Raw genomic sequence first — 22,644 nt, 5'->3', positions numbered from 1 at the left:
TTCATCTACTCCTTTATTACAGCTTCGATGTATAGCGCGGGATGAGCCAGCACATCACCGGCTTGTGCAACATAGGAATAGACCCAATCCGCCCTGATGCCCATCAATATAACCAGGACGAGCAAACCGGCCGCAACAGTACTCACACTTTTTAGCTTTACCTTCGGCAAGTTGCCTTCGGGTTCATTCCCCCAAAATGCAAGCCTGAATACTTTGATCAGCGAGTACAACACAAGGAAACTTGATCCTAGCCCAATCAAGGATAATGTCAGCATTCCAGCATCCAATCCGCCCCGAGTGATCAACACTTTACCGGCAAAACCGCTAAGCGGCGGAATACCTACAAGTGCAAGGGCGAGTGTAAAGAACATCCAGCCGATTAAAGGATATCGTTTGATAAGGCCCCCCATATCTTTTAATTGATCCGTTCCCGCTGCAGTGATAATGATGCCCCCAAGAACAAACATTAATCCTTTTGCCAACATATCGTGGAGCAAATAGAAGACCGCCCCATTCAATGCATCTGGTGTCGCTGCAGCCAGACCGAAAGCCACAAAGCCTACACTGATAATTACGTTGTAATTAAAGATACGAGGAATATCGTTATAAGCCACCGCTCCCAGTCCTCCCAGAATCATCGTAGCCGCTGCCATCCAAGCGACCCACGTATGCGTGAGTCCGGGATCATTCATAAAAATAAGAGTAAAGGTCCGAATGATTGCATACAGTCCCACTTTTGTCAGTAACGCACCGAACAAGGCCCTTATAGCAGACGGTGGCGCACTGTAAGAACCCGGCAGCCAGAAAAAGAGAAATAATCCCGCTTTCAATGAGAACACAATCAGGAACAGAACAGCGATCACATTGAGTACGCCGCCCTGCCCCGCTTCAGCAATCCGTTGGGACAAATGAGCCATATTCAGGGTGCCGACAGCCGCATATAGATAAGCAACTGCTGCTACAAAAAGTGTGGATGACACAATGTTAATAAGCAAATATTTGGATGTTTCTCGAAGCTGGAGCTTCGTTCCCCCCAGTGAAATCAAGGCATAGGAGGAAATCAGCATAACCTCGAAGAAAACGAACAAATTGAACATATCTCCTGTAAGAAAAGATCCGTAGACACCTACAAGCAAGAAATGAAAAAAGGTGTAGTAATAAAAACGCTCCCGTTCTGCCTCAATACTACGGAAGGAGTAGATAAGAATACCCAAGCTTACCACTGAAGCAGTTAGCACAAGCAGCGCCGCAAACATGTCCCCCACGAACACAATGCCATACGGCGGCGCCCATCCCCCCATTTGCAAAGTTTGTATACCTCCGCTATGAATGCGGTAAATCAGCACAAGAGCAATCATAATATTCAAAATGGCGCTAACTGTACTAATGAACCGCTGAAGCAGAATCCTCTCCTTCATAAAAATCAATATAACAGCGGTACACAAGGGAATTAAAATCGGTAGTGCCAAGAGATTGCTCATCGTTCTTCCCCCTTAACACTGTCGATTTCATCGGTGCCCAACGTCTGGTACGAACGGTAAGCAAGCACGAAGAAAAAGGCAGTAACTCCAAAACTGATGACGATAGAGGTCAGAATTAACGCCTGCGGTAAAGGGTCCACATAAGTCTCTGCTTTACCTCCTAATACTGGAGCAGCTCCCGTCTTTAGTCCGGCCATCGTCAAGAGCAGCAAATGAACGCCATGAGTTAGCAAGGAAGTCCCCAAAACAATGCGCAGAAGGCTCTTAGATAAAATCAGGTACACCCCAATTGTAAATAAAATACCTACAGCTACAGCCATAATCAGTTCCATTTCACTCATCCCCCCCTATGGTAAAAATAATACTCATGGTCACACCTACTACAGCTAGGTATACCCCCAGATCAAAGAGGACTGCTGTAGCCAGCTCGGTATCACCCATAATAGGCAGATCAAAGTGCCCAAAGGCGTGGCTGAGAAAAGGGGCTTCGAAAACAAACGAGCCAGCCGCAGTCAGAATAGCAATGAGCAGCCCTACCGCTGTGATCATGCGGTAATTCACTGGAAGGACTTTACGAACCTTGTCCATCCCGAAGGAGATCGCCATCAAAATAAGCGCTGCTGAAGTCATCAGGGCTCCGATGAAGCCACCTCCCGGATTATTGTGTCCGGCAAAGAACAAATACATCGAGAAAGTGAGAATCACGATTATGATAACCTTGGACATAGTTCGCAAGATCACATCATTACTGCGGAGCGGAAAAGCCATTCTTCCTTCCTTCTTATTTTTGTTGGCGGGTGTAATGCCAGGCTCCACTTGCAAGTTAATCAAAGCATAAATGCTAAGGGATGCAATAGCGAGAACCATAATTTCAAATAGAGTGTCGAATCCCCGGAAGTCAACGAGAATGACATTGACTACGTTTTTCCCTCCGGCCAAGGAATAGCTTTCTTTTAGGAAAAACTCCGAAATGGGAGCGAATGGACTACTGCCCATTGCTGCCAAACCAATGAATGTCATCGTAATTCCTACACCTGCGGCGATAATCAAATTCGGCAATCTAAAGCTCAGACGCTCCTTCTCCTTTTTTAACTTCGGAAGGTACTTAAAGCACAGAAGGAACAGAATGACAGATACTGTCTCCACAATCATTTGTGTTAATGCAAGATCAGGTGCGCGGAAGATAACAAACAGCAGAGTCACCATGTACCCGACTGCACCAGTAAACAAAATCGCGTTGACCCGCGACTTAGCAAAGGGTACGGCTACCGCTGCTAGAAGCATTACAACAACAATGACAGCCTCATAAAAACCTAACGGAGCATAGTGGCTCATACCCAGCGACATTCCTTGGGTGCCAATCATCGTACTTCCTAAGGCAGTGACGAAAAAGCCAAATATATAAAGCAAATAATGTCTGTTTGATCCCGTCATGTAGAGATTTGTGAAGCGGTTCGATCCACGTTCCAGTACTTGAAGAGATCCATCGTACATGAGATTAAGAAAATTGCTTCCGTTCCGTTCTCGATCCAGAATCCGCAGTCGGCTGTGTCTTCTATAGAGAAGTGTCCCGGCAGCGATAACGCCCAGTGTCATGAATATCTCAGGTGTCCAACCATGCCAGAAATGAATGGAGACACCGAAGGTTTCCATTGGCGACAATAGCTCGTTATAGATCGAGCCCATAGCCGGCTCAATCAGAGAATAAGACAAGAGATCAGGAAATAAGCCGAATACCACAGCGAGTGAAACCAGCAGGACGGGGGAAATTAACAGGCCCAGCGGTGCTTCATGCGGTATTTTATCGAGCTTCTCCGGCTGGATATTACCAGTAAAAGTTTTAAATACAAAAATCATACTGTAAACAAAGGTAAATACACTGGCAATCCATGCAATCACCGGAATTAGAATCATCCACGACTGTGTATTCAGAACATCCAACTCCCGAATATTCAACACAGCGGTAAAGAACATTTCTTTACTCAGAAAACCGCTGAATGGTGGTAACCCTGCCATCGAGAAAGCCCCCATCAACGCCACAGAAAAGGTGACTGGCATTAAGGACATTAAACCGCCGAGCTTGCGCAGATCCCGAGTGTTCACCTCGTGGTCGACAATACCAACCACCATAAATAGAGAGCCTTTAAAGACGGCATGGTTGATCAGGTGAAAGATGGCCGCCGCAGTAGCCGTCGTATAGAATAACGACTCCTGTGTATCGGAAAAAAAGGCAGAAGCCGATCCCAGTCCGAGCAAACACATAATCAGACCAAGCTGACTAATAGTGGAATAGGCAAGCAGAGCTTTAAGATCTGTTTGTTTAATCGCTTTAAATGATCCATAAAAAAGCGTGACCAGACCTGAAAGTGAAACCAACCAGAACCATTCGGACTGTCCAGCGAATACGGGGCTAAGACGTGCCACAAGGTATAACCCCGCCTTAACCATTGTAGCTGAATGCAAATAAGCACTGACAGGTGTCGGCGCCTCCATGGCATCGGGCAACCAGATGTGAAAAGGAAATTGTGCGGACTTAGTAAACGCCCCCAGTAGAATCAGCAGCATCGCCGGAATAAACAACGGGGACTCAGTCAATAAGCCGACTTGGGCTATAATCTCTCGAATGCTGTATGTTCCACTCATTACGTAGAGTAGATTGAACCCCGCCAACATCGCCAACCCGCCAAAGACAGTAATTAGCATCGACTTCAAAGCTCCATAACGGGATCTCTCCCGTCGGTGCCAAAAGGCAATCAGCAGAAATGATGTAATACTGGTTAACTCCCAGAATCCATATAGAACCATCAAATTGTCAGACAAAACGACACCAAGCATTGCTCCCATAAACATGAGCAAATAGATGTAGAAATGGCGAATCGCTTCCGTTTGCTTATTAAGATAATAAATGGAATACAAGATCACCAAAGCACCCATTCCCGTAATCAGCAGAGCAAATAGCAGGCTCAGTCCATCCAGATGCAACGTAATATTAATCCCAAGTGAAGGCATCCATGATATAGTTGATATCGTATCATTTCCAGCCTGAATGTCCGATATCCTTGTAAGGAAGTACAGAAAAAGAGCTATGGGTACGGGCAAGACTATCCAACCTGTATGAAAGCGCGAAACGCCCTTGGTCAACGGGATTAGGACAGCCAGCATGAATGGAATCAAAATTGCAGCATGCAACACAATCGAGCACTCCCCCTATATAAGTTTACTTTTTTTATATGACCCCTAGGAATGCGGCTTTACCCATTCACTTTGTAGAATTCTCAAGTACTGGGCTTCCCCATTTCTAACGATTTTGAATAGACCGCTGTTGAAATCAGTATCCAGCTCACGAAAAAATATTCCTTTTATCGTATCTTCTCCACCAGGCTCTTCGCTCAGTACATATTTTCCATCCCGCTTTACCAAATAAGCGGAAAATCCCTTCTCATGCGAGTGCTCTAAAAGCTCGGGATAACGCTGCACAGCCACAATATGAAGATCAATAGGCCCCAGCTGTTCAATTAAATCGTTGACAAAATTACCACGGGTAATCTCTTGCCATAGCGTCTGACTAGACTGGCCAATGATAATTTGGGTAACCTTTTTTTCCTGAGCTGTCTCCACGATCACCTCAGCTGTCTTTTTCCCATTGCATTTACGAATTAGAAACGATCCTCCAGCATCTTTTGTCTGCCTTTCCCATCCTGAGAGGAATTGTTCCTTGTTTTGGTTGTATTCATGATCTGTTGTTGCATCCACTGTTAACACATATAAAGGAGCCCCGAGTAACCGGGATAATTCGCTGCCTCTTTGAATTAACCGTTGTCCGTGCGGACCATAATGGACACACACCATAATGCTCTCATTGTTCATCTCCGCCATCATTTTCTGTGCCTCCTGTTTCCAACTTAACGAAAAAACACAAAAAGAGCCCGCTGTTGGCAGGCTCCTCCGGGTAAAGCAATATACAATTAGTTTTAATTATATAGTTTACCGGGGAGATAGTAAAGGTAAATTTTTTTGCGTATAGCACCCTGTATAAATGGAGAATATTCATACAGAGGAGTGGTTCATGTGTTGATGCGCAAAATGATGATCTGCACCAGTCTCTTTATCCTATTGCTTATCGTGGGCTGGAGACTTGAACGTAATATTCACACAAAAACAGCGATGAGCAACCAGATGTTACCAGCAAATAAAAGTTACAAATTCCAATCAGCTCATTTCACTGAACCTGTCCTAATAAGCATTCCCTTTCTCCCCAGGGAGTATGTACGGATAGTACGAAAGATTAACGAATAGTTGTTAGTTTTTCCGATTAGTATAAAAACAGCAGCTCAAGGAGACTACTCCAGATCTGCTGTTTTTTTTGGGAATTATTCTCAAAAAGAATGTTGCTTAATCATAAGTAAGAAATATGATTACCAAGCGTAGGCTTCTGGCGCAGGTTTTCCTGGACCTGGGAAAATCTCATTTAGCTTGGCAAGCACATCTTCACTTAATTTAACCTCAGGTACCCGTAGAGCATCCTCTAGCTGTTCTAATGTCCGTGGTCCGATAATTGGAGCCGTCACGGCTGGATGGGATAGCACCCAAGCCAACGCAATCACATCTTCCTTTTCGCACAGTTCGCGGCACAACACTGCAAATTGCTCCAGCTTCGTACGATTCTGCTCTACCTTTTCCTTGGCACGTGCGCTACGGGAACCTGTACCTGCTAAAGCATTGCGTCCCAGCAGTCCGCCCGCCAACGGGCTCCATGGAATTACACCCAGACCCAACCCTTGAGCTGCCGGTAATACTTCAAGTTCAGCGGAACGCTCGTTCAGATTGTACAAATGCTGCTCCGATACCAATCCCAGAAAACGCCGTGCCTTCGCTTCAGCCTGAGCCACCGCAATATGCCAGCCTGCAAAATTACTAGAACCGATATAACCAACTTGTCCCCGATCCACTACGGACTCGAATGCGCCCCACAGCTCATCCCATGACACGTTGCGGTCAATGTGATGCATTTGATATAGCTCAACATGGTCTGTTTGCAGACGTTTCAGCGATGCATCCAAATGACGGCGAATTTTGTAAGCAGACAAGCCTGATCCTGCATTGGGTCCGTCATTTTCATTTTTCATGTCCCCGTATACCTTGGTCGCCAATACGACCTTCTCGCGTCTTCCGCCGCCTTGCTGGAACCACCGTCCGATAATTTCTTCTGTCCAGCCTTTACGGTCATGGCCATATACATTAGCCGTATCAAAGAAGTTAATGCCCGCATCCAGCGCGGCATCCATAATTTTGAAAGCATCCTTTTCTTCTGTTTCCGGTCCGAAATTCATTGTGCCCAAACATAACCGACTAACCTTCAAGCCCGACTTTCCTAAGTATGAATACTCCATACCGTCTCCCGCCTTTGCTTAAGGATTTTTTTAATGCCGCAAAAATTGCACAAAAAAGACCATACCCAGTTTATTCACCAGAACATTCCCCTTTGAAACACCCAAAAATACATTTTTAGGGTTGGACGGCGCATGCAAAAAAGCCTCCGCACCATGCCGAAGCATTACATGCGAAGGCCAAATCCCCATAAAACCCGCCGAATGTTAAAAAAAGTGACTTTACGGCGGATGCCAGCGAAGTGGAGGATTTGAATCTGGAGAAGCGGAGCGTTCGCCTTTGCCACGGGATTCTAGCCACTTCATGTCTTATTCAACCCAAAGAATCCCGTGGCAACAGCGATCGTAAGATCAAATCCTTCTCGGAGCCGCCAACTAACCACTGTAACTCACTTTTTCAACAATCAAGGAATCAATTTGGTTTCTTTCGCTCGCTCAGCCATTTTCTTCGTAGTTTTGCTGAGCGGCTTCTTAAGCACTAATCCAAACAGGAAGCAAATTCCGATAAACACAAACAGCATCACTACATCTCGTGTGACCGTTGATGGCAACATTCCTCCTACCGTTTCCCGCAGCAGACTAACTGCATAAGTAAACGGTACGATCGGATTCAAGGTCTGAAAAAATGTTGTACTCGTCGCAATGGGAAATGTCCCTCCTGAGCTGGAGAATTGAAGCACCAGCAGAATGACTGCCAGACCTTTCCCGATATTGCCGAACACCGAAACCAAGGTATAGGTCATGGCGGTAAACACCAGACTGATCAGCATAGAGGACAGTACAAATGCTACTTTGGCATCCACGTATGTTCCCAGCAGGAACAAATCACCGAGAGATACGCTCAGCGCCTGAAAAATACCAATTGTGGAAAACGTCATGAGCCGTCCGAAATATACTTGGTAGCTTTTATATTGTCCTTCCGGGTCATCCACATCTACCCTGAACATGGAGACCAGGAGCATCGCGCCTACCCAAATCGACAATGTAGTGTAAAAAGGCGACATCGCAGACCCGTAGTTAGGAATCGGGTATATCCGCTCCTGCTTCAGCGATACTGGACTACCGAGAAAATCACTTTCTTTTTTTACATCCCCTTTAAGCAACGCGATCGCTCTTCCAAGCGCATTTTCACCCTTAAGCTTGCGGATGGTGTCTGCAGCCTGGCGTATGGAATCCTCGGCAGCCGGAAGATCAGTTCTGACAAAATTGGCTACCTGGTGTACCGCTTTTTCAGCCTCTGGAAACTTGTTTTCAATTAAGTCTGCCATTTTAACAAACTGTTGTTCCGCCTTCGGCAAATCATTGCGGACAAAGTCTGCCGCCTGATGAATTTTACTTTTGACCGTGGGCAAATCGTGCTTCACAAAGTCTGCCGCTTTGTTCACAGCATTCGTAAACTCACCCATGCGTCCCTGTATCGTCGTCGCTGCTTCATGCAGCTTTTGACGATATTGTGGCAAGTCCTGCTGGAGACGTGTTAGCTCTTGCTGCCCGAATTCCGTGATTGCTTGTGCGTCATTTAATAGCTTTTCAATATTCGGGAGCTGCTCTTGAGCTGTGGCCAGCACATTGGCTGAATTGCGGGCGACCGATTTGATTTGATCCAGCGCCTTTTGAATAGCAGGTGCATATTCCGTATCATAATTGTTCAAAATGCCGTCAATTCCGCTACTGATTTCGCCTGCAAGGCGATCAGCGTCATCCAGCAGATTTTGGGCAGGTTTCTCGCCACGCTGAATAGCATCCCTGATACTAGTGACCGTGCTGTTCAATCGGCGAAAACGGTCCTCTACCGAGTTTACCCGGGAAATAAGTGAATTCAGAGGTTGGCTAGGCAAATATCCGTTTACACGGTTCAGCAATTGAGAAATATGATCCAGCACACCTATGGCAGTCGTTAGCCTGCCGCTAATCCGATTCGCCGCGGCTTGTGCGGCTTTAGGATCAAAATCCACACCACGAATGATGCCTGTAATTTGTGAAACTTCATTCGCAATTTGTTGCACCAACTGTAAGTCTTCTTTAACTACAGTTCCGATCGAATCAAGCGCATCCTCGTTTTTATCCAGAAAGTCGATTATACCGGTTGTAAAATCCTTGCCTGTACTGGCTATTTTTTGTACTTCCGGCAGGGCTGTTTGGGCAGCATTAATGACCTTAAGGGCTGTTTGCGTGTCCTCCAAGGCGGTGGCCAGTGCGCTTTCTACCTTACTGAAATTCTGATCCAGTTCAACAATTCGATCACCGGCTTTTTGAATATCAGGCAGTCTTTTTTGAATATCCAAAATAACTGCGCCCACCTTATCCAGCTCAGGCAGGTTTTTATCTATTTTAAGCACCAAGTCGCCAGCGCGGTTAATTTCAGGTATTTTTTCCTTCAAGGCAATGATCTTTTGTCCTTGGGCCTTAATTTTGGGTAAATTCTGCTCCAGCTCCAATGCCTGCTTACCCAACCGATCAATATCAGGCAATCGATTGTTCAGCTCTAGCACCCGATTTTCAATGTTGCGAATCGTCGGAAGCTCCTCTTCCAGCTTGACTCCGGCTTCCTTTAATTTCGTCAAAACCGCCTGACTGGCCGTTTCAATAAAGTTTTGACTAATTTGGTTTGTCAGAGAGGTTGCCCCTGAGGAGGTGATTTTCGGAGCTACTGCATTGATTTTTTCATTCACAGCATAATCAATTTCCGGCTTTTGCGGATTTTCCGTCAACACACTTGTAATTTTCTCTGAAAAATCCTTCGGAATCAGCAGGCTGGCATAATAATCACCGTTCAGCACCCCTTTTCGTGCTTCTGCTTCATTGACAAAAGTCCAACCCAGCTTCTTGTTATTTTGAAGGCTATGTATAACCTCGTCACCGATATTAATCTTTTTACCATTCACCTCAGCACCCTGATCTTGGCTGGTTACTGCAATTTTAATACCAGATGTATTTGCATATGGGTCCCACATTGCTTTCAAATTCACCCATGCATAGACGGAAGGCAAAAGAATGATGCCAATGACTAATAAAGTCCCGGTCGATACTTTGAATACATTTCTCCAGTCTGTTAAGTAGATTTGCCATATCTTCCGCAACTTCACCACTCCTCATATGTACATTAACCTTTCGTCCAGTGTTGTATGCACACGTATTGTATACGATTTGAGCGGCAGAAGCGAATGTAGGACCCTTTACTTAATTCCGAATTCCATTTGCAGGCATAGCTTCTAGTGAGTAAAATACGCCCTTTTTATTGATTTTTCCCACAACCGTAGCTGCACCTTTTTTCAAGAATGTATATTCGTTTTTCTTTATTTGCACAGTATATCCCTTCAGATTAATTCCAAAAAGAGATTGTACTTTCGACTTGGCAGCTGAAAGTGCCTGATTTTTACTGAGCTTGGGCTTAGCAAATGCTTTGGCAAAATCCTTATCTCCGTCCCAGTCCATGCCATACCCGTTTTTTACAGCCCATACTTTACCGGTTTTCACGCCGATCAGCACAATGTTAATATCATCCTCATTCCTGAAGTGCCAGACGGTATCGTTGTTCTCCTGCTGACGAAGCGTATATTCAAACGGTTGGGTTGTAGGAATGCCCAGTGTTTTTAGCGAACGGTTCGCTTTGTTGGTCAGGGCAGCTTTAACGTCATTGAGTGAATACAAAAAACTGGCCATTATTTTATTTCCTTGATCAAGGTGAATATAAATGCTTTGGTTTTTCCCCCATAGCACCCAGTAATTTTTGAATCCTCCTTCGTCAATCGGGGAATATACACGCCAGAAGGCCTCCGTTTTGAAAACTTTATCAGTATCGAATGTTTTCAGGAATGACGCAACTTTACTGCGCAAATCAGGGGGCATCACCTTATCCATATCAGCTGCCTTATAAATGATGCTGGTGGACTGCACGATTCCTTTCTTGGAATCATAATTTTGGATGAAATCTGCATTTGCTGTCCCTTTCAAGGTACCGTAAACCGCCCATGCGTCAGTGTACGCACTTGTAAACTCTATTGTTTGTTTCCCTGCTAATGTGTTTAGGACATCCGTTAGACGCTTAGTGGCAGTTGGGTCCAAGTTAACAGAAGTTTGTGCATTTGAAGCTGGGGTTGTGGCAGCAGCGGGTTGCTGTGCCATTGCCACTGGAGCCGTTCCCAACAGGATTGAGAGTGCTGCGACTGTAGCTGTGATAGAATTCCATTTGTTCATTTCGTCGATTCCTCCTGTGTCTATATAAATACTCATAGGATGAAGTACACATAATCCTTAGACGTGACACAAAAGTAAAAAGTTGCATAAATCCAACAGAAGCTCCTTAGGCCTAAAGATAGGCTTAAGGAGCTTCTTCTTTTGCATTAAATTAGCCATTCTTCAGCAATCGGGTAGGCGAAAATCCTGCGCCATGACGCAGCTTACGTTTTTCCAACCGTTTGTGGAGCGAACGGTTATACAAAACCTGAATGACAAAATACGAGATTATACCCAGCACGATCCCGAAAATAGACATGCCGATCAGGATGTGGAGACCTCCGTGCAGCAAGTCTCTGAATACAGACCAGTTGCCGTGAAAAAGCTCCATAAAAGAATGCTCGTGAAGTCGACCGCCCCTGACATGTACCGGATAATGTGATGGATAGATCCAAGCTCCCAGTTGCTTGGCGAATGGCATCAGTACAATCGGCAAAAAGGTCAGCTTGCCTACAACGTTACCCACAATGGCCGCAGGCAGCGAACCACCAGACAACCGAACAATCGGATAAAACACGAGGTATACCAGAGAGGCCGTGGAAATTACGATCATTTCCAGACCAAAGCCAATGGCGAAGCCCAAAGAGATCTTTTTAACTCCTCCAGGGGCGCGCAACAACTTGATAAAATTCAGACGAATTGCCCGCCATATATTTTGAAACACGTTGTACTTCTTCTTTGATTTATGAGATTTGAGCCTTTTCGGATTGAACTTTATCAATAGGAGGACTCCTTCAACAGTACAAATTCAAGTTCAGAAATGAGGTCAAACATCCCCCATCCTTACTTAGTCTATACTGTCATTATAACCCTCAGCGTTTGAAAAGCAATGCTATTCCGCCTGTTTCGCTATTTTAAAACAGAATTCGCTTATTGACATCGCTCGATAGAGGTACAAGGTCCCAAATCTCAGCCGCGTATTGCTGAATTGTGCAATCACTGGAGAATTTTCCGGAATGGGCCATATTTACAATAACACGTCGTGTCCACTCCGAGGGATTTCGGTACACCTGCTCAATATGAGCCTGCGTATCTACATAGGCTGCAAAGTCTTTAAGCACAAAGTATTCATCATTATGGTCAATCAGGGATTGATAAATGGCCTCAAATTCCCGTTCATGCCGTGTAAAAGGAGCATCGTTTACCAGTTGATCCAGCACTTCACGCAGCCTTTCATCACTGTTGGCTATTTTGCGTGCCGAATACTGGCCGTTCCGGTAATATTCCTCAATCTGATCGACCTTCAATCCAAAAATAAACATGTTGGCATCGCCTACCATTTCGTGCATTTCAACATTAGCACCGTCCAACGTGCCCAAAGTCAGTGCGCCGTTCATCATAAATTTCATGTTGCCTGTACCTGATGCTTCCTTGCCTGCTGTAGAAATCTGTTCACTCACATCCGCCGCAGGAATGATCAGCTCCGCCAACGAGACCGAATAATTTTCAAGGAAAACGACTTTCAGCTTGTCCTTGACATCTACATCCCGGTTAATGGTGTCCGCCACATTGTTAATGAGCTTAATTGTCTGTTTGGCAAGAAAATAACCGGGGGCTGCTTTCGCACCAAAAATAAACGTGCGTGGCGTCACATCCAGTGCAGGATTAGTTTTGAGCTGGTTATATAGATGCATTACATGCAAAATATTGAGCAGTTGTCGCTTATATCCGTGCAAACGTTTGACCTGCACATCAAAAATGGAGGATGTATCCAGTCGTACACCCTGTTTTGCAAACACATGCTCAGCAAGCCTGATCTTATTATTTTGCTTAATCGCCTGAATCCGTTTTTGGAACGCCTCATCCTCACTGTAACGAAGCAGGTCGATGAGCTCACGTGGATGGGTTCTCCAGCGTACACCGAGCGTCTCATCATACAAGCTTGCCAGCTCCGGGTTGGCGTGCATCAGCCAACGGCGATGGGCAATCCCATTTGTTTTATTATTAAACCGGTCAGGATACAGTTCATGAAATGATTTCATTTCTCGTTCCTTCAAAATTTTCGTATGCAATGCAGCCACTCCGTTAACGCTATAACTGCCGACGATAGCCAAATGAGCCATGCGAATTTGTTCATTATGAATAATCGCCATTTCACCAATTTTGATATCCTGACCCGGATAACGCTCTAATAACATAGCGCAATAACGTTTGTTCATTTCTTCAATGATCAAGTAAATTCGAGGCAGCAGTTCCCTCACCATGTTGACAGGCCATTGTTCCAGCGCCTCACTTAATATCGTATGATTCGTATATGAAACGGTCCGTGTTGTAATATCCCACGCTTCATCCCAGCCCAAGCCCTTTACGTCTATCAAAATACGCATCAGCTCCGGTATAACCAGCGTCGGATGGGTATCGTTAATGTGCAGTGCTATTTTATCGGGCAACTGGCTGTAAGGTAAACGAAGCTTCTCAAACGTACGCAAAATACTCTGTAAGCCAGCAGAGCAGAGGAAATACTGCTGCTTCAAGCGAAGCAGCTTGCCCTCATAATTTGAATCATCCGGATAGAGAAAGGCCGAGATGGATTCTACTGATCGATTGTAGTCGAGAAAACGGTAATAGCCGCCCTCGCCTCGAATCGGTCCCCGCACGGGATCAAGTGCCGATTCAGCACTCCAAATCCGCAGCGTATTTACCTGCGCATGACCATAGCCGACCAGCGGAATATCGTAAGGGACAGCCCAGACCGTTTCGGCATCCCGTGTCTCGAACACAAGGCGCCCATCTTGTTCACGGGTTTCCACGCGTCCCCAAAAATGAACCTCGACCTTTTTGTCAGGACGGCGTTCCTCCCATACATTCCCTTTTTGTAGCCAGTAATCCGGCAATTCAACCTGATTTCCGTCCACAATACGCTGCTCAAACAGACCATATTTATATCGAATCCCGCAGCCATGTCCTGCATAGCCAAGGGATGCTAATGAGTCCATGAAACAAGCCGCCAGACGGCCAAGACCACCATTGCCTAGCCCAGCATCCGCTTCCTGTGCTTCGATTTCCTCCAGATCCCAGCCCAATTCCCCTAATGCCTCTCGAACCATATCCAATACGCCCAAATTCAGCAGATTATTGCCCAATAGACGACCTATTAAAAATTCCAGTGAAAAATAATAAACCTGTTTCTCTTGACCTTCTTTGTAGGCTTGATTTGTTTCGGCCCAATTCTTGCCAACTTGTTCACGAATCATGCCACCTAATACCTTATATACGTCTTCCGACTGAGCCTCCTGCATCGGTTTACCCAGCCTTCCGACCAGTTGCTCTCGAAAAGTCTGCTTAAATGCTTCTTTATTGCTGAACAAAGTTGTACCTCCTGTTAATTCCGTTTTTATGGCTAAGTATGATCTTTTAAATCACGCTATTCTTAGCAATCACATAGGGAACTCTACTGTCTCCAATCAGAGTTCGATCTGCTGAAAGCTGCACGTCTTTATCCAAAACCACATTCTGCACAACTGCGCCTTTGCCAATCACACATTTTTGCATAATAATCGAGTTGCTTACGCACGCACCCTCCTCTACCTGTACACCACGAAAAAGAATGCTGTTCTCGACCTTGCCCCCAATAGTGCAGCCGTTGGCAACAAGGGAATGATCTACCTCGGCGCTGTACGTATAGCGAGTCGGGGCTTCATACTTGATTTTGGTATGCACCGGCTGATTCTGGAACAGGGCTTGATATTGCTCCTGATCCAGCAGTTTCATGCTATTTTTATAATAGCTCTCGATGGAATTGATAACTGCATGATAACCTTCATAGCGATACGCATAGATGCGCAGTCCACTTGGATTTTTCTGAATCGCATCGCGAAAGAAATGATTATCCTGATGGGCAATGCAATGCCTCACTTGATCCAGATACAAGCTTTTGTCCATCACAAACATTTCCAGATAAATATTATGATGATCCTGCTCCTGATGAATACCGGTCACTCGTCCGCTCTCATCAATCTCCAGCCGTACACAAGGGGCATGCTCCGTTTCGAGTTGGTGGATAGGTTTATAAACTAGGGTGACATCTGCTTTCTTTTCCAGATGATACCGATATACATCCTCTATATCAACCTTGTTGATATGCTGAGTTCCTGCATGAACAATGGTTTGCCCTGATGAGCGATGGAAAAAGTCCAGATTGTTGTGCACATGCTGCAAATCCCCACGTGAAGCATCCGTCGGATCGTTCCAGTCCGGTGGTAATATAAACAACCCGCCTCTTCTGCGGTCTAGATCCCATGGCCGACCTTCACCCAAATGATCCAGCAGCGAACGGTATTTGCGGCGGATAAACAGTGCAATATCATGCACCCCTGCATGCATCATATTAGATAAGGTAAAATCAATGAGCCGATACCGACTAGCAAAGGGTACTGCAGCCCCGCACCGGAAATAAGTCAACTCCTTCAATTGATCCAATTCGTGATCCAGGTTGATCACTCCAATGAGTCGGCTCATAGCGGACACCGTCCTTATCCGAGTTATATTCGTGCATGAAGCTGGCTTTCCTGATCGAACAAAATAATTTCATTCAGATGATCTTCAGGTCCAATGACTGCGTTGTCTTCAATAACCATGTTCTCATTCACGATCGCCCGATGAATACGTACATTGCGTCCGATTTTTACATTCGGCATAATGACAGAATCGGTAATAACACTCCCTTCACCGACTTCAACTCCATAAAACAGTACAGAGTGTCTTACCTCTCCATCCACCATGCAGCCTTCATTTACAATGCTGTTTTTCAGGATTGCCCGATGGGTTATATACTGGGCAGGTTGATTGGGACTGCGGGTATAGATGCGCCAGAAAGGGTCATTCAGATCTAGCGGCGGGTCCTGAACCAGCAGATCCATATTCGACTCCCACAAGCTCTGAACGGTGCCCACATCTTTCCAGTACCCGGCAAACGGATACGCATACAGCGACCGACCATGCTGAAGCAGTAGCGGAATGATATCCTTGCCAAAATCATGTGAAGATTCAGAATCGCTTGCGCTTTCCAGTAAGTAATGACGCAATATATCCCATTTGAATAAATAAATACCCATAGAAGCCAATGTACTTTTCGGCTGTTCAGGCTTTTCCTCAAAGTCATATATTCTCAGGTCCTCATCGGCGTTCAGGATCCCAAACCGTTGGGCCTCTTGAATGGGAACATTGATGACCGAAATGGTGCAATCGGCTTCCTTTTCCTTGTGGTAGTCGAGCATTCGACTATAGTCCATTTTATAAATGTGATCCCCTGACAGAATGAGCACATGCTCCGGGTCATACTGATCCAAGAAATGCAGGTTTCGATAAATCGCATCCGCTGTACCCCGGTACCAGTTATTTCCATTTTCTTTCTCGTGTGGTGGTAAAACGAAAACTCCTCCATCCAGGCGGTCCAAATCCCAATCGCTGCCTACGCCGATATAGGAATGAAGCACCAACGGTTCATATTGGGTCAACACCCCAACGGTGTCTATTCCCGAATGAGAACAGTTACTGAGAGGGAAATCAATAATACGGTAAGTTCCTCCAAAAAACACTGCTGGTTTGGCTAATGTACGGGTCAGTCCTTTGAGTCTTTTGCCTTGTCCGCCGGCCAGCAGCATGGCAACCACTTCCTTCTTTCTCATAACAAAGACCTCCCTGTCATGTGCGTCTGAAGCCATTGTGGCAGGATATTTAATAATACCCATTAAACGTGAAAAGACAGTCGTAATCGTTTCATTACCGAAGGAACGGGTAAGATGTGATGGAAAGGGTAAATGATAGTTATGCGGAACGAGTGCAAGGAATCACTAAATCGTAAAATCCTGTTCATCATTTCACATTTTGGATGCTTTTTAGGCATTAGTGTATGACAGCATGATCATAAGGAGGCGTATTGATGAAGAATAAAAAATGGATTGTAGCGGCATTGGGAATGGGTGTTACGTATCTGATGAAAAATAAAGGAGCACGCGATAAGCTATTGGATAAAGTACAGACGATGGTCAACCGTACAAAAACATCTGCAAAATCGTAATTGTACAATTTTAAAATAATAAACAAGCGAGCCTCTCTGAATTATAGTTCAGGGAGGCTTTACTCTGACGCCACTATACATCCGAACAACACATAAGATATCGGTTCAAGGCTGTATCATTAGACAGTCAGGCATTCTCCTTCTGTTCTCCCACTTCCATGTTATGTTTAATGGTAAAGGTTCGATGCGTGCATTCGGAGGCACGGTATGCTTCCAGAAGACCCAAGGAGCGAATGTTCTCTTTATTCACCTTCTTGAAAGTATGAGTAATCTCTACCTTGCCCTTAAAAGGAAAAAAGGACAAACCTACCGTCTGATCCGATAGCCACTCAGCCCGAACCCGCCCGCTTTCATGACGAACAGCCGGGAAGCTCAAACCTTCAGCAAACCACTCATAATCCGCTGTAGGGGTACCCGGCTCTCGGCTGCATAGAAACAGACTTAATTCGTCGCAAAACAACATTCTCCGTACATCTGTCCGCACTTGATGGTCGAAGGTTACACCGCATGTCAGCTCCTGTCTGAGCCTTTGGCGGCGCTGTTCCTCCGCTTCTTGATAAGCATGCGTAACCTGCTTGTCCTGAGCTTTTTCATGCTCGGTCCGTCCGACGAGCTCCTTGTACATCAAGCTGCACAGCAACGCCGCATACGTATTCTCTTGCTCGACTTCATCAATTCCGAGGCGGTAGAAAACAAAACGTGGACTGAGCGGAAAATCAATAAACGTATAGGGGGCAGACACATAATCATTCCAAAAAGGAGCAGCGTCGAGCCTAATCCATCCCCGGTCATGCTCCCTTGCTGCATATATAAAATCCTGTTTATGACGTCTATTTTTAAAGGCACTGTCTTCCCAGTGTGATGCCAACTCACCTGAAATGCGGGCATGGTCATGCTGGGTCGTCATGATATAAGCTTGATCCGTTTCATAAATAACCATATGCTATCCCCTTCCGTTTGGCGTCTATCTGATATGTGTACAAACTTTCTGATCGAAGGCCATGGTTATGTGTATCTTCATCTATTATATCAGGATAAGGGTAAAAAGGCAGTGAAGTTTTCTCCTGCCTTATCCTCAATTACCCTTTAAACTCTTTAATCGAAACTGCTGCGGAGTCATCCCCTCCAGCTCACGGAACACCTTGTTAAAATGCTTGGTATTGTCAAAGCCCACGGTAGCCGCAATTTCATAAATCCTGCCCTCTCGACACTCCAGCAGCTTTTTGGCTTCTGCAATGCGCAGCTTCTTTAAATATTGGACAAAACTAAGACCTGTATAGGCTTTGAATGCCTGACTAAAATACGTATAATTCAAGGATACTGAATTGGATACTACCGCCATATTCAAATCATCGCTGTAATGAGCATGGATGTACTGGATGGCTCGCGTCATACTGCCGCTTCTATCAGCAATTGCACTGGCAACGCCCGTTCTCCCAGTCACTCTATCTATCTGCCCGTTATCAACACCATCGTTTAATAGAGCGTTCCTTTGCTGCAATTCTTCGTTCAAAACTGCTAGCGCACCGAACAGTTCCTCTCTCACAATCGGCTTCAGCAAATATTCCCGTGCTCCGCAACGAATCGCTTCGCGCGCGTATTGAAATTCGTCATATCCACTAAGAATGATTACCAAAGGCCTGCGTCGCGGCTCCAGCTTGCGAATATGCTGCATCAGCATAATTCCATCCATTATCGGCATACGGATATCCGTTATCACCAACTCGGGTAAAAACTGTGTTACCTGCTGCCAGGCTTCCTTTCCGTCCTTGACCAGCATACATTCATATAGACCGGAATATTCCCGTTCGATCATGGCTTGAAGCCCCATTCGAATGTTCTTTTCGTCATCCGCAATCAGCAGCTTGGTTGTCATGCTTCGTCCCCCCTGTGATATGACGTCTAGGCAAAATCAGGGTTACTGTAGTCGATTGTCCTGGGATGCTGTCCAGTTTTATACCATAACCTACACCATACTGCATACTCAAACGGCGATGCACATTAAACAAGCCGATCCCTCCACTCATCCCATGCTCGCGGGAATGTATTTCCGTCTGCACCAGCCCAGCCATGATGGCGTTTTTTCTTTCTGCGGATATCCCCACTCCGTTATCCTGTATACGCAGCTCCACGATATCCTCCTTGGCGTATGCTTCAATGGTGATGCGCAATGGGCCTTGTAAAGCACTCCAACCGTGTTTTATCGCATTTTCGACTACAGGCTGCAGCGACATTTTCAGCATTTCCAATTCCATAAACGTCGACGACAGGCGAATGTCCAACTCAATCTGGTTGTCATGGCGAATGTTCATAATGGCCACATAATGCTGAATGTGACGGATTTCATCCCGCAACGCGACACACGGCCCGGACCATTGGAGATTATAACGCATCATTGAACCTAGGGAAGTGAGAGCATCTGACAGTGGATACTGCCGCTCGATTTCCGCCATCATTTTCAGATTTTCCAATGTATTATAGAGAAAATGGGAATCAATCTGATGCTTGAGCCCTTGTAGCTCTGCCTCCTGAGCAGCAGCCTGCTTGTGTACAGCCTCAGCAATCAGCACGTTAATCCGACCTAGCAAACTGCGAAAATATAGTGCCAGCTCGGCGACTTCTCCCCGCCCATATACTGGAATTCTAAGCTGGAAGTCGCCCTCCTGCTGAACTTTTTTCATAGATTCACGCAGTGTATGCAGTTGTTTGAGAATAAGAGCGTGCAAGGTATACGAAATGACGGACATCAACAAAATCAACATACTAATAATGAGCAGCATGGCATTGCGCTTTTGACGGAGATCACCCAGCGGACCGTCCAGCGCCACTACATTTAGCAGATACGCATCCAGCCCTTCTATATAACGGTACAAACCAAGATAAGACTTATTCCCATAGGTAAAGTCAAAAACACCACCCTGTCCCTGAACGCGGGACTGTAACAGATGGTGCACATCGGACAGAGGGATAGGAATGGGACCGGATTGAAAGGAATCGGCAGTAATGTTAGTAGAAGACACTGATTTTCCACCGTTTGAGATAGAATTCTTGCCGTTCAGAATGAACATTTGCCATGCATATTCACGTTGCGGGGTACCGAATACTTTAGGTGAAAAGAGCTCCAGCCTCATGCTTGTTTCTACCAAGCCTGCGTGTTTTCCCCCGCTAGCCTGAATTTCACGCAGCAATGCCATATAGCGTACCGCTTCACTTTCCTGCCCTGCTTGCCCCTGCAATAAGCTCTTAGGTCCCTTATATATATCCCACCATATTCTTCCTTGCTGATGTTGAGCTGTTGTCAGCCAGGAAGTTTTAGGCAGGCGTGATTCATTGAAAATCATAGGCCATATTTCATGTGCCTGGGGATTACTCGTATACAGCCGGATATTCTCAATGTTGGGATTGCTGTAGAGCAAGTGCTGTAAATTGGGAAACACATTTAAGTTAAATTGAACCAGCTCATCGCTGCTTATTTCACGTTCCTCGGTTAGATAATGAAGTACGTTGCGATCTGAAATCGCAAGCTGGGCGGTCCGCTCCATAATTTCCATATTACTGTGAATCTGGGCCAGTTCTGTATCGAGTACATACTGATTTTGTACGGTAATGTCGTGTATGGTGTTCTCGTACAATTGATGAAAGGTATAAAGCGAGAACACTACAACCGGGATTAAAATGACTCCGATATAAGCGACAATGGGCTTGACTTGAAGAGAGCAACCGCCTAGCTGAACGGCCGTATCCGTCAGCCACTGCCATATGTGACGGCGCAGCAGGCTCTTCATCTGAAAACGTACACGGCCTGACATGAAATCACATCCTCAGCATTCAATAGATAAAGTATTAAACAAAATCATTTCGTGAACTCTTCTATTTTCTTAAGGTTTTCCTCATAAGCTTTTTGCTGATAAGCCAATACCTTGTCATAGCCTGCTTTTCTACGGTCTTCCAAAAAACGAGCAAACAACTGGTCAAATTCCTCATCCGAGGAAGCCAGCAACAGCTTCGGTAATGCCTTACCCCAAATTTTGTCTATTTGGCCTGACGCAATGCCTTCTGCTGAAGTTCCGGTCGGTTTGATATTTTCATATTGGGAGAAGCTGTGAGTCTTGCCTTTCGTCCAATCTTCCGGCTGCTTATACGGTTCGACGCTGGGCGGCGCCCACTGCAAACTCATATTTGTATCCATCAGCATCCAGAAGGTGGAGGAAGCGCCATACTTTTTGTCAAAAGCAGAGCGATCCTTGTTCAGCAGCTCCAGTACCTCTGGCTTGAAGGCTGGCTTACCGTTAACTGGGTCCCACAGCTTTCCCTGCTCCCCCAGATACAGATCACGGTTCCCTTCCTCACTAATCAGATAAGTCAGAAATTCAATAGCCCGCTCCTTGTCTTTCACATCCTTCGAAATAAGTGTCACTGTCCATCCGGAAATGCCCGGCCCAGCCAGCGTTGGCGGCTCCAGCTTACTGTTGGAAGGTCCATCCACTGCAATGTAGACGGAGTTGGGATCTTTCGCATGCAATGTCACCTGTTGTGTAGCAAAATCAGAGCGCTGATATAGCATGGCAAAATAACGTCCCTGTGCCACCTTTTCTTCCATTTGCGGACGTTTGTCGATAAATACATCCTTGGCGATCAGGCCCTGCTCATTGGCTTGGCGGAATGTTTTGAGCCAGCGAATGTACTCTTCGTCCGACCGACGGTCATACAGCTTTCCGTCCTTCTCATGAGGAATAGCTAGAAAATTGAGTAAATAGTCTTCAAAAGAATAATTTCCGTTATCCGTAAATTCGTGAAACCCTATCGGAATCAGCGGCTGACCGTTCACCTCCGGAAATTTCTCTTTCGCCTTTTGAAGCGCTTTCAAAAATCCTTCCGGTGTTCTCATATCCGGCTTGCCAATCGCCTCGTACATATCCTTACGAACCATAAACGTTTGATTGGAGACAAAATTTTGGCCGTATTTTTGGTAATCCTGCGGTGAAGAGGATGCGTTAGGATACCCATATACATTTCCGTCTGTTTGACGATACCAGGACATTTTCGCAGGATCAGCCACTTTAAGCAGATACGGATCGTATTTCTCAGCCAGCTTATTAAGTGGAAGGACCATCTTGCCCTCAATCATTTTCTTGACCGCATCTTCTCCCCAACTGAGCGTGACAAAATCAGGCAGCTTGCCGGAGGCGAGCATGGTATTCAGCTTTTCATTTTCATTTCCTGCGGGTACGATAAAATTAACACTGACCCCGGTCTTTTGTGTCACATACTTCGAAGTCATATCCGTCCCCCACTTGTTTGGAAACCAGGAAAAATTCAAATACCAGTCAAACGTAATCGGCTCTGTATCCGCCTTCCAGCCTGGCGCATCTGCCGTAGCCTTGGTTTTCTCGTCCTTCAATTCCGTGGCAGCGCCATTTCCACCCGACGTACATCCCGCGAGCGGACCTATCAGCAGCATCACGGCTAGCAACCCCTTCTGCCATTTGCGAATGTTCATCATAAATCTCCCCTTTGAATG

At 45.7% G+C, this 22,644-nt stretch carries 16 protein-coding genes; 1 reads left to right on the top strand and 15 read right to left on the bottom strand.

All coding sequences use genetic code 11. The annotated features are described in order from the left end of the window. Window positions 1–5 precede the first annotated feature (5 nt). The 11 genes from FKV70_RS12750 to FKV70_RS12695 form a co-directional block, all read right to left on the bottom strand. Window positions 6–1,481 (bottom strand): Na+/H+ antiporter subunit D, encoded by a 1,476-nt coding sequence (locus FKV70_RS12750; RefSeq protein ID WP_063208631.1) that lies wholly within the window; start codon window positions 1,479–1,481, stop codon window positions 6–8. Beyond that, window positions 1,478–1,813, bottom strand: coding sequence for a Na(+)/H(+) antiporter subunit C (locus FKV70_RS12745; RefSeq protein WP_040101484.1), 336 nt, complete (start codon window positions 1,811–1,813; stop codon window positions 1,478–1,480). The genes FKV70_RS12750 and FKV70_RS12745 overlap by 4 nt, the downstream gene beginning before the upstream one ends. A gap of 1 nt (window position 1,814) precedes the next feature. Further along, complete coding sequence (locus tag FKV70_RS12740; RefSeq protein WP_142613050.1) at window positions 1,815–4,673, bottom strand: Na+/H+ antiporter subunit A; 2,859 nt, start codon at window positions 4,671–4,673, stop codon at window positions 1,815–1,817. Between the two features lie 45 nt (window positions 4,674–4,718). Continuing rightward, window positions 4,719–5,360: a universal stress protein gene (locus FKV70_RS12735; protein WP_142613049.1), complete on the bottom strand. Its 642-nt coding sequence runs from the start codon at window positions 5,358–5,360 to the stop codon at window positions 4,719–4,721. A 536-nt stretch (window positions 5,361–5,896) separates the two neighbouring features. Further along, window positions 5,897–6,871, bottom strand: a complete 975-nt coding sequence (locus FKV70_RS12730; RefSeq protein ID WP_142613048.1) for an aldo/keto reductase — start codon at window positions 6,869–6,871, stop codon at window positions 5,897–5,899. 401 nt (window positions 6,872–7,272) lie between these two features. Next, window positions 7,273–9,948 (bottom strand): YhgE/Pip domain-containing protein, encoded by a 2,676-nt coding sequence (locus FKV70_RS12720; protein ID WP_142613047.1) that lies wholly within the window; start codon window positions 9,946–9,948, stop codon window positions 7,273–7,275. A 100-nt stretch (window positions 9,949–10,048) separates the two neighbouring features. Further along, window positions 10,049–11,065: a hypothetical protein gene (locus FKV70_RS12715; RefSeq protein WP_142613046.1), complete on the bottom strand. Its 1,017-nt coding sequence runs from the start codon at window positions 11,063–11,065 to the stop codon at window positions 10,049–10,051. A 151-nt stretch (window positions 11,066–11,216) separates the two neighbouring features. Further along, window positions 11,217–11,825 (bottom strand): DUF2062 domain-containing protein, encoded by a 609-nt coding sequence (locus tag FKV70_RS12710; RefSeq protein WP_063208643.1) that lies wholly within the window; start codon window positions 11,823–11,825, stop codon window positions 11,217–11,219. A 133-nt stretch (window positions 11,826–11,958) separates the two neighbouring features. After that, entirely contained in the window at window positions 11,959–14,412 is a 2,454-nt protein-coding gene (locus tag FKV70_RS12705; RefSeq protein WP_142613045.1) for a glycogen/starch/alpha-glucan phosphorylase, read from the bottom strand. Window positions 14,413–14,458: 46 nt separating this feature from the next. Further along, complete coding sequence (gene glgD, locus FKV70_RS12700) at window positions 14,459–15,562, bottom strand: glucose-1-phosphate adenylyltransferase subunit GlgD (protein WP_064797942.1); 1,104 nt, start codon at window positions 15,560–15,562, stop codon at window positions 14,459–14,461. 23 nt (window positions 15,563–15,585) lie between these two features. Then, window positions 15,586–16,731: a glucose-1-phosphate adenylyltransferase gene (locus FKV70_RS12695; protein WP_142613044.1), complete on the bottom strand. Its 1,146-nt coding sequence runs from the start codon at window positions 16,729–16,731 to the stop codon at window positions 15,586–15,588. A 254-nt stretch (window positions 16,732–16,985) separates the two neighbouring features. On the opposite strand from FKV70_RS12695, the gene FKV70_RS26140 reads away from it, so the two are divergent. Continuing rightward, window positions 16,986–17,123 (top strand): hypothetical protein, encoded by a 138-nt coding sequence (locus FKV70_RS26140; RefSeq protein WP_167669726.1) that lies wholly within the window; start codon window positions 16,986–16,988, stop codon window positions 17,121–17,123. 127 nt (window positions 17,124–17,250) lie between these two features. Here FKV70_RS26140 and FKV70_RS12690 read toward each other — a convergent pair whose 3' ends face one another. The 4 genes from FKV70_RS12690 to FKV70_RS12675 form a co-directional block, all read right to left on the bottom strand. Beyond that, entirely contained in the window at window positions 17,251–18,063 is an 813-nt protein-coding gene (locus tag FKV70_RS12690; RefSeq protein WP_142613043.1) for a DUF3891 family protein, read from the bottom strand. A 135-nt stretch (window positions 18,064–18,198) separates the two neighbouring features. Beyond that, window positions 18,199–18,999, bottom strand: a complete 801-nt coding sequence (locus tag FKV70_RS12685) for a response regulator transcription factor (protein WP_142613042.1) — start codon at window positions 18,997–18,999, stop codon at window positions 18,199–18,201. Further along, entirely contained in the window at window positions 18,971–20,932 is a 1,962-nt protein-coding gene (locus FKV70_RS12680; protein ID WP_142613041.1) for a sensor histidine kinase, read from the bottom strand. Before FKV70_RS12680 ends, FKV70_RS12685 begins: the two co-directional genes overlap by 29 nt. Before the next feature lie 44 nt (window positions 20,933–20,976). Beyond that, entirely contained in the window at window positions 20,977–22,623 is a 1,647-nt protein-coding gene (locus FKV70_RS12675; protein WP_142613040.1) for a type 2 periplasmic-binding domain-containing protein, read from the bottom strand. Window positions 22,624–22,644: the final 21 nt, after the last annotated feature.

Source organism: Paenibacillus ottowii (genome assembly GCF_006874425.1).
GTDB lineage: Bacteria > Bacillota > Bacilli > Paenibacillales > Paenibacillaceae > Paenibacillus > Paenibacillus ottowii.
Note: the sequence above shows the minus strand (reverse complement) of the source record. Positions and strands in the feature narration are given on the sequence as shown.